Source organism: Streptomyces sp. H39-S7, assembly GCF_027158205.1.
In the GTDB taxonomy this organism is placed as follows: domain Bacteria; phylum Actinomycetota; class Actinomycetes; order Streptomycetales; family Streptomycetaceae; genus Actinacidiphila.
Window position 1 is genome coordinate 59386 of sequence record NZ_JAPVLU010000002.1, and the last position, 11565, is coordinate 70950.

Genomic DNA, 11565 nt, shown 5'->3' on the forward strand with positions numbered 1-11565 from the left:
TCAGTCCTCCTGGGGCTGGAGCCGGAGCTTGAGCAGCCCGCGGTCGATGAAGGCGGGGACCAGGTCGCCGATCCGGTCGAAACCGGCCCCGACGGTCTGGCCCAGCGTGAAGCGGTAGTGGATGCCCTCGAGGATCACGGCGAGCTTGAAGTACGCGAAGGCCGTGTACCAGTCGATGGCGGAGGTGTCGCGGCCCGACCGCTCGGCGTACCGCTCGACCAGTTCCCGGGCGCTGGGGTGGCCGGGCGCGTCGCCGGTGGTGGACACGGGCACGTCCGGGACGGTCTCCTGCTCGCTGTACATCACCAGCAGGCCGAGGTCGGTGAGCGGGTCGCCCAGGGTCGACATCTCCCAGTCCAGGACGGCCAGGACCCGGTCGTCGCCGCCGACGAGAACGTTGTCGAGCCGGTAGTCGCCGTGCACGACGGTGGGCGCCGGCGAGGCGGGCAGCGCCTTGCCGAGGGCGGCGTGCAGGTCCGCGATCCCGGGCAGGTCCCGGCTGGTGGACGCCTCCAACTGCTTGCCCCAGCGGCGCAACTGCCGCTCCAGGAAGCCCTCGGGGCGCCCGAAATCACCGAGGCCGACTGCTGCCGGATCCACCGCGTGCAGGTCCACCAGGGTGTCGAGGAGGCCCAGCACGACCGCGCGGGTGCGTTCCGGGCCGAGCTCGGCGAGCTGCGCCGAGGTGCGGTACGGCGTGCCGTCCACGAAGTCCATGACGTAGAACGGGGCGCCGAGCACCTCCGGGTCCTCGCACAGCAGCACCGTGCCGGGCACCGGGACCGCGGTGTCGCTCAGCGCGCTGATCACCCGGTGCTCACGCGTCATGTCGTGCGCGGTGGCCAGGACGTGCCCGAGCGGCGGACGCCGCACCACCCACCGCGAGACCCCGTCGGTGACGGCGTACGTCAGGTTCGACCGGCCGCCCTCGATCAGCCGGGCCCGCAGGGCGCCGCGCACCAGACCCGGGCGCTGCCGGTCCAGATACTCGCGCAGTCGACCGAGATCGAGCCCCGGTGGATTGTCCGTACCGCTCATCGTCTGCTCCTCACCACCCGGCACACCTTGGTCCTGGCGTTCCTGCCATCATGCCGACCAGTCGGTATGTCGTCCAGTAGGGATCCGGAATCCGGTGTTGTGGGCAGGTTCCTGCTGGGAGACTGGCAGCCCGTCCATGCCCTTCGAGGAGCCTAGATGTACATCCCCGCCGCCGCCCTGGACTCGCTCCACGGACTCGCCCACGGGGACGCCTTCGGCGACCGCTGGTTCTCGGTGCTCCGGCTCTCCGGACCGGAGGCGCTGGAACGGCGCGTCCTGCCACCGGAGGACACCTGGCTGTGGAGCGACGACACCGCGCAGGCGCTCGCGCTCGTGCGGGAGCTGGCGGAGAGCTGCGGAGAGGTCGACCAGGACCGGCTGGCCCGGCGCCTCGCCGACGAGTACGCGGCCGACGACCACCGCGGCTACGGTCCCTCCATGCACGACGTGCTGCGCCGGATCGGTACGGGGGAGCCCTGGCAGGCCGTGGTGAGCGAGCAGTTCGAGGGGCAGGGCTCCTACGGGAACGGGGCGGCCATGCGGGTGGCCCCGCTCGGCGCCTGGCACTGCGAGGACCTGGACTCGGTCGCCGAGCTGGCCGCCAGCCAGGCATCGGTCTCCCATCACCACCCCGAGGCCGTCGTCGGGGCCGTGGCGGTCGCGGTCGCCGCCGCCCTCGCCGCCCGCGGCCGGGGCGGCGCGGCCCCGGCCCGTGCGGACTTCCTGGGCGCGGTCGCGGACCGGCTCGACGTCTCCGACGTCCGCTCGGGCCTGCGCACCGCCTCCCGGATGTCCCAGTACGCCTCCGTCCGGCACGCCGCCGAGGTGCTCGGCTCGGGATACCGGGTGTCGGCCCCCGACACCGTCCCGTTCGCCCTGTGGTGCGCGGCCAACCACCCCGACGACCTCCAGGAGTGCCTGTGGGTCACGGTCTCCGGCCTCGGAGACATGGACACCACCTGCGCCATCGCGGGCGGCGTGGTCGCCGCCCGCACCGGGGTCGCGGGCCTGCCGCCGGCCTGGCACACGGCCAGGGAGGCGCTTCCGGCGTGGGTTGACGCGGACTCGGCCCCCGCCTAGCCTCTGGACTTATGGGTGAACGGTATTCACATACGCAGACAGCGGCGGACGCCGAGGCATTGACGGTGACGGAGGTCAGGCTCACCCCGATCCTGATCGCCGACCCGCCGCTGCTCAACACTCAGGGCGTCCACCAGCCCTTCACCCCGCGCCTGATCATCGAGGTCATCACCGCCGACGGCACGGTCGGCATCGGGGAGACGTACGGCGACAGCCGGTACCTGGAGCTCGCCGCGCCCCTCGGCGAGGCGTTGCCCGGTCACGCGGTCAGCGATCTGAACGGGCTCTTCACGCTCGCCGAGCGGGTCTGCGGCGATCCCGAGGACCCCGATGATGTATCGGACTCCGTCGACGTCGGCGGCCTGCGCGGTGTGCAGACCGCCGACAAGCTGCGGCTCTCCGTCATCTCCGGCTTCGAGGTCGCCTGCCTCGACGCGCTCGGCAAGATCCTGGGCCTGCCCGTGCACACGCTGCTCGGCGGCAAGGTCCGCGACACCGTCGAGTACAGCGCCTACCTCTTCTACCGCTGGGCGCACCACCCCGGCGCGGACACGCCGCGGGACGACTGGGGCGCCGCGCTCGACCCGGCCGGAGTCGTCGCCCAGGCCCGCCGCTTCGCCGACACCTACGGGTTCGGCTCCTTCAAGCTCAAGGGCGGTGTCTTCCCGCCCGACGAGGAGATCGCCGCCGTCAGGGCGCTGGCCGGGGAGTTCCCCGGGCAGCCGCTGCGGCTGGACCCCAACGGCGCCTGGTCCGTGGAGACCTCACTGCGCGTCGCCGCGGAACTGGGCGACATCCTGGAGTACCTGGAGGACCCGGCCAGCACGACCGCCCGCATGGCGGAGGTCGCGGCCGGCACCGACGTGCCACTGGCCACCAACATGTGCGTGACGACGTTCCCGGAGATCCGCGAGGCCTTCGCGACGGGCGCCGTGCAGGTGGTGCTCTCCGACCACCACTACTGGGGCGGACTGCGCAACACCCGCGAACTGGCCGCGATCTGCCGCGTCTTCGGCGTCGGCCTGTCCATGCACTCCAACACCCACCTGGGCATCAGCCTCGCCGCGATGACCCACGTGGCCGCGACCGTCCCCAACCTCGACTACGCCTGCGACTCGCACTACCCCTGGCAGACCGACGACGTCATCACGTCCCGGCATGTCTTCACCGACGGCCGTCTCACCGTCTCCGACGCGCCCGGCCTCGGCGTCGAACTCGACCGGGACGCCCTCAAGGTGCTCCACCAGCGCTGGCTGGACGACGACGGCACCATGCGGGACCGCGACGACGCGGCCGCGATGCGCCAGGCCGAGCCGGGATGGCGGACGCCGGCCGTGCCGCGCTGGTAGGGGAGGGCGGGGTGCCGCGCCGGTAGGGAGGGCGGCGTGCCGCCCACCGCGCGCGGCACGCCGCCGCACTACGCGTGACAGGCCACCGGCCGGCCGCCGTTCATCTCCGCCATGTCGGCGAACGCCGCCGCCACGTCCAGCGGGGCACCCGGCGCGATGCCGTCGAGTTCGGCGTAGACCCGGTGCAGGTTGGCGACCAGGCGCTCGGACTCCCGCAGTTGCGCGAAGGGGCCGAGGTCGGCGGCGCGGGCGGTCTCCAGCGGGGTGCGGCCGGCGGCGCGGCCGGTCTCCGCGAGGGAGCCGAGGTGGCGCAGGTACCGTTCCATGGTGTCGTAGACGCCGGGGTCGGTGACCGGGCCGTGGCCGGGGACGACGATCTCGGCGTCCAGCGACCGCAGCAGGTCCAGCGCGCGCAGCGACCCGTTCAGGGACCCCATCAGGATGAACGGCGTGCCGCCGTTGAAGACCAGGTCGCCCGTGAAGACGATGCGCTGGCGCGGCAGCCACACGATGGTGTCGCCCGGCGTGTGCGCCACCCCCGGGTGGAACAGGCGCACCTCTGAGCCGGCCGTGTGCAGCCGCATCGACTCGGAGTACGTGACGGTGGGCGCGGTGATCTGGATGTCGCCGTAGTCGACGTCCGGCCACACGCCGTGCAGCTGGCGGCCGGCCGCCAGCAGCTCCCGGCGGCACGCGGTGTGCCCGACGACGGTCGAGCCGCCCGCCGCGAACAGGCCGTTGCCGTAGGTGTGGTCGCCGTGGTGGTGGGTGTTGACCACGTACTCCGGATGCGGCGCGCCCGCCGTCGTGATGGAGTCGCGCAGCAGCCGGGCGCGGCGCTCGGTGGCGGCGGTGTCCACGAGCAGCGTGCTCGCGCCGTCGCTGACGAAGCCCGCGTTGCTCAGGCACCAGCCGCCGTCGGGCTGGCAGAACGCATGGACGTCAGGCGCCAGTTCCATGAGATACGGCTCTGTGCCCGTTGTGTCGACGATCGCCGTCGTGCCCACTTGTGCCCTCCCCAGGACGGTCCTCTGACGCCGTCTCGCCCTACAGGACGAGCGAGAGCAGCAGGACGAAGCCTAGGGCCACCACGGAGATCACTGTCTCCATCGTCGACCATGATTTGAGGGTCTGCGGGACATCCATCCCGAAATACTCCTTCACGAGCCAGAACCCGGCGTCGTTGACATGCGAGAAGAACAGCGAACCGGCGCCGACGGCGAGAACCAGCAGGGCCGCGTGTGTTGTCGACATGTCGGCGGCGAGCGGTGCCACCAGACCGGCGGCGGAGATCGTCGCGACGGTCGCGGAGCCGGTCGCGACCCGGATGAGGACGGCGATCAGCCAGCCGAGCAGCAGCGGTGAGATGTTCCAGCTGTCCGACCAGTCGAGGATCATGCTGCCGACCCCGGCGTCGATCAGCGTCTGCTTGAACCCGCCGCCCGCGCCGACGATGAGCAGGATGCCGGCGATCGGGGCGAGCGACTTCTCGACCGTCGAGGAGATGCGCTCCTTGGTGAACCCGGCCGCGCGGCCCATGGTGAACATGGCCAGGATGACGGCGGCGAGCAGCGCGATCAGCGGCGTGCCGACCACGTCGAAGATCCGGAAGACCAGGCTCTGCTGATCGTCGACGATGACGTCCACCAGTGCCTTGGCGAGCATCAGCGCCACCGGCAGCAGCATGGTGCAGACCGTCGCGACGAAGCTGGGACGGTGCTCCAGGTCGTCCGAGGCGCGGGCCGGCGTCATGGTCTCCGGTGGCTCGACCTTGACCCAGCGGTCGGCCACCCGGCCGAAGAGCGGCCCCGCGATGGCGAGCGTGGGCAGCGCGACGAGGACGCCGAGCGCCAGGGTGGTGCCGAGGTCGGCGTGGATGGAGTCGATGGCGGCGAGCGGTCCGGGGTGCGGCGGCACCAGGCCGTGCATGACGGAGAGCCCGGCCAGCGCCGGTATGCCGACCCGCATCAGCGAGTAGTTGCCGCGCCGGGCGACGAGCAGCACCACGGGGATCAGCAGCACGATGCCGACCTCGAAGAAGAGCGGCAGCCCGATCAGCCCCGCGATCCCCGCCATCGCCCACGGCATCCGGCGCTCGCTGGTGCGGGCCAGGATGGTGTCGACGATCTGGTCGGCGCCGCCCGAATCCGCCAGCAGTTTGCCGAGGATCGCGCCGAGCGCGATGAGCACGCCGACGCCCGCGACGGTCGCCCCGAGGCCTGTCGTGAAGCTCGTGAGGGTCTTCGCCAGCGGCGCGCCCGCCACCGCGCCGAGCACACAGGAGCCGATGGTGAGGGCGAGGAAGGCGTGCACCTTCCAGCGGGTGATCAGCACGATGATGACGGCGATGCCGACCAGGGCGGCGATGCCGAGCCGGGTGTCACCGGCGGTGGTGATGGGTGGCGCGGTCGTCGCGGCCAGCAGCTCGGCGCTGAGTGCAGACACGTTCGTTCTCCAAGGGGGCGGCGGACGGGGGGGTCAGCGGGGGAGCGCGGCGTACGCGCGCTCGGTGATCTGCTGCGGGCCGCCGTCGATCGTGACAACGGCCCCTGCCTCATCGGGATCCAGCGGTTCGAGGGCGTCGAACTGCGAGCGCAGGAGTCCGGCCGGCATGAAGTGCTCCATGCGGGCCTGCAGCCGCGCGGCGATCAGCTCCGGAGCTCCGTCCAGGTGCAGGAAGAACAGCTCGGGGGCGTCGGCGCGGAGCCGGTCGCGGTAACGGCGGCGCAGGGCGGAGCAGCTGACCACCCCGCCGAGGCCGGTGCGTTCGGTGACCCAGGCGGCGATGGCGTCCAGCCACGGCCCGCGGTCGGTGTCGTCCAGCGGATGGCCCGCCGACATCTTGGCGATGTTCTCCGGCGGGTGGAAGTCGTCCGCCTCGGCGTACGGGACGCCCATCCGTTCGGCGAGCAGGCCGCCGACCGTCGACTTGCCCGACCCGGACACGCCCATGACGACGACGACCGGGGGGCTCGGCTGCGGCTGGTGCTGCGCGGGTTCGGCAGTCATGCGCTCGTACCTCCTTGTGCAAGCGGCCGGCCACCAAGGGCAAGCGGCTGGCCACCAATAAACGCCATAGGTACTACTTATTCAAGAGTCCGATATGAAAACGTCATATCAATGTGCTGACGCATAGGCTGTCACCCATGTCTCAGCAGGAAGAGGGCGGCGGCCTGCACGCCCGCCTACTGGCCGAACTCGGGCCCGGCATCGCCTCCGGCGCCTACCCGCCCGGGACGGTGCTGCGGATCGACGAACTCGAGGAGCGGTACGGGGTCTCGCGCACCGTCGTCCGCGAGGCGGTCCGCGTCCTGGAGGCCATGCACCTGGTCGAGACGCGCCGCCGGGTCGGCATCACCGTGCGGCGCACCGAGGAGTGGAACGTCTTCGACCCGGCGGTCATCCGCTGGCGGCTGGCCGGTGCGGACCGTCCCCGCCAACTGCGCTCGCTGACGATGCTGCGCACCGCCGTTGAGCCGGTGGCCGCCGGGCTCGCCGCGCAGGCCGCCACCCCGGGGCAGTGCCGGGAGCTGACGGTGCTCGCGTCCGACATGGTCGCGGCCGGCCGCGCCGCGGACCTGGCCGAGTACCTGGTGCACGACGTCGCGTTCCACCGCGTCATGCTGCGGGCCTCCGGCAACGAGATGTTCGCCCGGCTCGGCGATGTCGTGGCCGAGGTGCTGACCGGCCGCACCGAGCACCACGTGATGTTCACCGCCCCCGACCCCGAGGCGGTCACCCTGCACGTACGCGTCGCCGAGGCGGTCCGGGCGCGGGACGCGGCGAGCGCGGAGAGCCTGATGCGCGAGATCTGCGTCGGAGCCCTCCGCGAACTGGACATCCTCGCCCCGTAGGTCCGCCCGGCGGCCCGCGGCCGTGCGCGGTGTCCCGGGCGGCCCGGGAGCGGTCCCGAACCGGTGCGCGCGGGAAAACCGGATGACCCGGACGGCCGACGGTGATCCACTGAGACGTATGCCCGCTCGCCCGTCCGCCCCGCCGCAGCCGTTCCGCTGGAGCCTCGCCACGACCGCGGGTGCCGGCCCGGACCGGCTCGGCGCGCTCGCCGAGGGCGCGCCGCCCACCCGGCTGGGGTACCTGCCGGCGCTCACCGACTGCGCCGCGAAGGTGCTGGCCCGCTCGGACGCTGCCGACCTGTGCTTCGTCGGACGGTCGCTGGACAGCATGTACGACCTGCTGACCGGCGCGTTCGAGGGCGCGTCGTGGCAGGGGCGGCTGCTGCGGCTGCCGGTCTCGTGCACCGACGACCGGGGCTGGACGCCCGCGACGCGGGCCCGGCTGCGCGAGCACCTCGCGGCGGCGGGGCTCGACCCGCACGCACTCGCCCGCCGCAAGCGGCCGATCGCCCTCGTGGACGTCGTTCACCGGGGCAGCACCTTCGACACCCTGCACCGCGCGCTCGCCGACTGGATCGCGGAGAGCCGCGAACCGTGGCCGGTGATCCGCCGCAAGCTGCGCTACGTGGGCGTCACCCAGCGGGGCAGGACTGCTCCCGGCCACTGGCGCTGGCAGCAGGACGCGTCCCGGCCATGGGTGCGCACCCTGCCCGCCGGCCACGTGGTGAATGTGTCGCTGGACCCCGGGACGTGGTCGTGGTTCGGTGACCACCAACCCAAGGTGCACAGCTCGTTCCCGGCCGTCCGCTGGTTCGACGAGGACGCCGCGGAGCCCTGGTACCACCCGTCGCTCCCGGCCGCGCTCGCCGAATCACTGGCGCTGGTCGCGGCGGGCCGCAGCCGCGCGGTCCGCGACGACCTCGTCCGTGCGCTGGGGCGGGAGCCCGGTTTCGCGGGCCGGGACGTGCGGGCGCTCGCGGCGGCGCTGCGCCGCCGCTGACACCCGTCAGGCGTTCTTCTCCATTGCCGGGCGCAGCCGTCCCAGCAGGGCGTAGAGCGTCGCGCTCTCGTGCTCGTCCAGGGCGTCGAGCGCGCCGTGCGTGGCCTGCATCTCCTCGCGCACGCGCCGGATGGTCTCGCGGCCCTCGTCGGTCGCCACGACGTTCTTGACCCGGCGGTCGGCGGGGTCCGCCTCGCGGCGGACGAGCGACCGCGCCTCCAGCCGGTCCACGATCCCGGTGACGTTCGACGCGTCGCACACCAGCAGCGCCGCGAGCCCGCGCATCGGCAGCGGCCCGTCGAGCTGGGCGAGGACCTTGGCCTGGGTGGAGGTGAGGCCGTGGTGCGCGGCGGCGGCCGCGAAATCCCGCCACTGGGCGGTGCCGATGGCGGCGAGCAGCTCCAGGAGTTCGAGCTTGGTCGGGACGTTCTGGGTGGTGGCGCTCATGGGCATGGAGTGTACTCAAAATGCTTGAAGACATCAATCATTAACTTGACGTCCTTAACTATTGAGGTCTACCGTCTGTCGGGTTGCTTGACGACATCAAGCATCCACGTCGTGAAGCAAAGATGCGAAGCCAGGAGAAGGACCCTCCAGCCATGAGCCACGCCAGCACCGCACCCGCCGCCAAGGGGCATCGGAACGAGACGGTCATCGTCTTCGCCCTGAGCCTCGCCGCCATGGTCGTGTCGATGATGCAGACCCTGCCCGTCCCGATCCTGGGCCTGATCCGCAACGACCTCGGCACCTCGACCGCCAACGTCAGCTGGGTGACCACCGCCACCCTGCTGTCCGCCGCGGTCTTCACCCCGCTGCTCGGCCGCTTCGGCGACCAGCACGGCAAGAAGCCGACCCTGGTGGCCGTACTCGGCATCATGGTCGCGGGTTCCGTCATCGCCGCCCTGGCGTCCTCCCTGCCCCTGCTGATCGTGGGCCGGGTGCTCCAGGGCGCCGCCACCGCGATCTTCCCGCTGGCGCTGTCGGTGCTGCGCGAGGAGGTCCGCCCGCAGAAGCTTCCCGGTGCGATGGCCCTGGTCAGCGGCACCCTCGCGTTCGGCAGCGGTCTCGCGCTGGTCGCCACCGGCCTGCTCACCTCCGGCCCCGACGCCGACTACCGCAACGCGTTCTGGATGGCGACGGGCTTCGCCGTCCTCGCCCTGCTCGCCGTCGTCCTCCTGGTCCCCGCGACCCGGCACAAGACCGGCGGCCGCACCGACTTCCTCGGCGCGCTCACCCTCGGCATCGCCCTCCTCCTGCTCCTGCTGCCGATCTCGCAGGGCCACGAATGGGGCTGGGCCTCCGGCCGCACGCTCGGCAGCTTCGCCGGCGCCGTCGTCATGGGCGCCGTCTGGGTGCTGACCGAGCTCAAGGTCCGCGAGCCGCTGGTCGACATGCGGATGTTCGTCCACCGTCCGGTGCTGATGGCCAACCTCGCCGGAATCCTCGTCGGCTTCGGCATGTTCGCGAACTTCCTGGGCGTCTCCTACCTCGTCCAGATGCCCCAGGCGATCACCGGCTACGGGTTCGACGCGTCCATCCTGCGCGCCTCCGTCGAGTTCCTGCTCCCCGGCGCGATCGTCTCGCTGCTCGCCTCGCCCATCGGCGGCCGTCTCGTCCGGCACCGCGGCCCGCGGGTCGTGCTCGGCCTGGCCGCCGTGCTGGGAGCCGCCGGCTTCGCCTGGCTGGCCCTGGACCACAGCCACACCGCCTCGGTGATCGGCGCCGGCCTCATCGTCGGTGCGGCCGTCAGCTTCGGCTACGCGGCCATGCCCGCCGTCATCATGGCGAGCGTCCCGCACCACCAGAGCGGCATCGCCAACGGCATCAACTCGATCTCCCGCTCCACCGGCAGTGCGATCGGCAGCGCCGTCGTCACCACCATCCTGGCGTCCAGGACGATCGAGGACCTGCCCGCCGGAGTGCCGGCGCTGCCCGCCGAATCGGGCTTCACCCTCACCTTCGGTATCGCGGCCGTCTCCTTCGCCCTGGTCGGGCTGGTCAGCTGGCTCGGCTTGCGCGCGCACCAAGGACACCGGACCGTCGAGGTGACGGCTTCCGCCGCCGGTACCGTCCCGTCCCCCCTCAAGGTGGCGGAGCAGCCCGACGCGGCCGACAAGGCCGGCGTCGTCTGATCCCCGACCGATCCCCCCACGGCGTACAGGAGCCATCACCATGAAGGCCGTCAGTTACCGCAGCTACGGAGGGCCCGAGGCCCTGGAGTACGGCGACCGCCCCGACCCGAAGGTCGGACCGGACACCGTCCTGATCAAGGTCAGGGCCGCGGCGGTGAACCCCGTCGACTGGAAGGCGCAGGCCGGCTACCTGGACTCGCTGCTCGACGCGGTCTACCCGGTCATCCCCGGCTGGGACGTAGCGGGCGTCGTCGTCCAGACCGGTCCCGACGTTCCCGAGTTCGAGGAGGGCGACGAGGTCATCGGCTACGTCCGCGAGGACTTCCTGTCCCGCGGCACGTTCGCCGAACTGGTCGGCGCCCCGGTCCGCACGCTGGCCCGCAAGCCGTCCAACCTCAGCTTCGAGCAGGCCGCCGGCCTGCCCCTGGCGGGCCTGACCGCCTACCAGACGCTCATCCACGAGCTGAACGCCGGCAAGGGCGACACCGTCCTCATCCACGCCGCGGCCGGCGGCGTCGGCTCCATGGCCGTCCAGATCGCCAAGCACCTCGGTGCCCGGGTGATCGGCACGGCGGGGGAGAAGAACCACGACTACCTGCGCGGGCTGGGCGCGGAGCCGGTGACCTACGGGGACGGCCTCGCCGACCGCGTACGGGCGCTGGCCCCCGACGGCGTGGACGCCGTGCTGGACCTGGTCGGCGGCGACGCCCTGACCGTCTCCCCGGGCCTGCTCGCGGACGGCGGCCGGCTGGTCTCGATCGCGGACCCGGCGGTGCTGGGCCTGGGCGGCCGGTTCCAGTGGGTCCGCCCGGACACCGCGGACCTCTCGGCGCTCAGTGACCTCGCCGAGGCCGGTGTGGTCACGGTGGAGGTCGCCGCCACGTTCCCGCTGGAGCGGGCGGCCGACGCACAGCGGCTCAGCGCCGAGGGCCACACCCGCGGCAAGATCGTCGTCACCATGTGACTTCGCCCGGCCGACGACCCGGACCACGGCCCGGGCGTCACCACAGCACGGCCGTCACCACAGCACGGCCGCGCCGAAGACGGCCAGCGCCACCGTGCACCCCGCCACCGCCGCGGCCCCCCCGGACGTCATCACCGGCGGCCCCCGC

Annotated in this window: 11 protein-coding genes; 6 read left to right on the forward strand and 5 right to left on the reverse strand. The window is 72.4% G+C overall.

Going from position 1 to position 11565, the window contains the following annotated elements; translation table 11 throughout:
* Complete coding sequence (locus O3X23_RS02050; RefSeq protein ID WP_269269288.1) at nucleotides 1-1038, reverse strand: phosphotransferase family protein; 1038 nt, start codon at nucleotides 1036-1038, stop codon at nucleotides 1-3.
* Nucleotides 1039-1194: 156 nt separating this feature from the next.
* Here O3X23_RS02050 and O3X23_RS02055 point away from each other — a divergent pair, with 156 nt between their 5' ends.
* Nucleotides 1195-2118 carry an ADP-ribosylglycohydrolase family protein gene (locus O3X23_RS02055; protein WP_269269289.1) on the forward strand — a complete coding sequence of 308 codons (924 nt, stop codon included), beginning with the start codon at nucleotides 1195-1197 and terminating at the stop codon, nucleotides 2116-2118.
* An 11-nt stretch (nucleotides 2119-2129) separates the two neighbouring features.
* A complete protein-coding gene (locus O3X23_RS02060) occupies nucleotides 2130-3467 on the forward strand; it encodes a glucarate dehydratase family protein (RefSeq protein ID WP_269269290.1) in 1338 nt (445 codons plus the stop codon).
* Between the two features lie 68 nt (nucleotides 3468-3535).
* Here O3X23_RS02060 and O3X23_RS02065 read toward each other — a convergent pair whose 3' ends face one another.
* The 3 genes from O3X23_RS02065 to O3X23_RS02075 form a co-directional block, all read right to left on the reverse strand.
* Nucleotides 3536-4426, reverse strand: coding sequence for an MBL fold metallo-hydrolase (locus O3X23_RS02065; protein WP_269269556.1), 891 nt, complete (start codon nucleotides 4424-4426; stop codon nucleotides 3536-3538).
* Between the two features lie 88 nt (nucleotides 4427-4514).
* The gene (locus O3X23_RS02070) at nucleotides 4515-5912 is read right to left on the reverse strand and encodes a GntP family permease (protein WP_269269292.1); all 1398 of its coding nucleotides are present in this window, start codon (nucleotides 5910-5912) and stop codon (nucleotides 4515-4517) included.
* A gap of 33 nt (nucleotides 5913-5945) precedes the next feature.
* Nucleotides 5946-6476 carry a gluconokinase gene (locus O3X23_RS02075; RefSeq protein WP_269269293.1) on the reverse strand — a complete coding sequence of 177 codons (531 nt, stop codon included), beginning with the start codon at nucleotides 6474-6476 and terminating at the stop codon, nucleotides 5946-5948.
* 137 nt (nucleotides 6477-6613) lie between these two features.
* Between O3X23_RS02075 and O3X23_RS02080 the strand changes: the two genes are divergently transcribed.
* Together O3X23_RS02080 and O3X23_RS02085 are read left to right on the forward strand one after the other, a co-directional pair.
* On the forward strand, nucleotides 6614-7321 hold the full coding sequence (locus tag O3X23_RS02080; RefSeq protein ID WP_269269294.1) for a FadR/GntR family transcriptional regulator: 708 nt from the start codon (nucleotides 6614-6616) through the stop codon (nucleotides 7319-7321).
* Nucleotides 7322-7439: 118 nt separating this feature from the next.
* Nucleotides 7440-8321 carry a hypothetical protein gene (locus tag O3X23_RS02085; RefSeq protein ID WP_269269295.1) on the forward strand — a complete coding sequence of 294 codons (882 nt, stop codon included), beginning with the start codon at nucleotides 7440-7442 and terminating at the stop codon, nucleotides 8319-8321.
* Between the two features lie 6 nt (nucleotides 8322-8327).
* Here O3X23_RS02085 and O3X23_RS02090 read toward each other — a convergent pair whose 3' ends face one another.
* Nucleotides 8328-8768: a MarR family winged helix-turn-helix transcriptional regulator gene (locus O3X23_RS02090; protein WP_269269296.1), complete on the reverse strand. Its 441-nt coding sequence runs from the start codon at nucleotides 8766-8768 to the stop codon at nucleotides 8328-8330.
* A gap of 152 nt (nucleotides 8769-8920) precedes the next feature.
* On the opposite strand from O3X23_RS02090, the gene O3X23_RS02095 reads away from it, so the two are divergent.
* Complete coding sequence (locus O3X23_RS02095) at nucleotides 8921-10453, forward strand: MFS transporter (protein WP_269269298.1); 1533 nt, start codon at nucleotides 8921-8923, stop codon at nucleotides 10451-10453.
* 40 nt (nucleotides 10454-10493) lie between these two features.
* Nucleotides 10494-11417, forward strand: coding sequence for an NADP-dependent oxidoreductase (locus O3X23_RS02100; RefSeq protein WP_269269299.1), 924 nt, complete (start codon nucleotides 10494-10496; stop codon nucleotides 11415-11417).
* The last annotated feature ends 148 nt before the right edge of the window (nucleotides 11418-11565 follow it).

Bases quoted from the DNA above. Each gene is read 5' to 3' on its own strand.
- O3X23_RS02100 (WP_269269299.1), top strand. From the start codon at position 10,494: ATGAAGGCCGTCAGTTACCGCAGCTACGGAGGGCCCGAGGCCCTGGAG.
- O3X23_RS02060 (WP_269269290.1), top strand. From the start codon at position 2,130: ATGGGTGAACGGTATTCACATACGCAGACAGCGGCGGACGCCGAGGCA.
- O3X23_RS02055 (WP_269269289.1), top strand. From the start codon at position 1,195: ATGTACATCCCCGCCGCCGCCCTGGACTCGCTCCACGGACTCGCCCAC.
- O3X23_RS02065 (WP_269269556.1), bottom strand. From the start codon at position 4,426: ATGGAACTGGCGCCTGACGTCCATGCGTTCTGCCAGCCCGACGGCGGC.
- O3X23_RS02050 (WP_269269288.1), bottom strand. From the start codon at position 1,038: ATGAGCGGTACGGACAATCCACCGGGGCTCGATCTCGGTCGACTGCGC.
- O3X23_RS02080 (WP_269269294.1), top strand. From the start codon at position 6,614: ATGTCTCAGCAGGAAGAGGGCGGCGGCCTGCACGCCCGCCTACTGGCC.
- O3X23_RS02090 (WP_269269296.1), bottom strand. From the start codon at position 8,768: ATGAGCGCCACCACCCAGAACGTCCCGACCAAGCTCGAACTCCTGGAG.
- O3X23_RS02095 (WP_269269298.1), top strand. From the start codon at position 8,921: ATGAGCCACGCCAGCACCGCACCCGCCGCCAAGGGGCATCGGAACGAG.
- O3X23_RS02085 (WP_269269295.1), top strand. From the start codon at position 7,440: ATGCCCGCTCGCCCGTCCGCCCCGCCGCAGCCGTTCCGCTGGAGCCTC.
- O3X23_RS02075 (WP_269269293.1), bottom strand. From the start codon at position 6,476: ATGACTGCCGAACCCGCGCAGCACCAGCCGCAGCCGAGCCCCCCGGTC.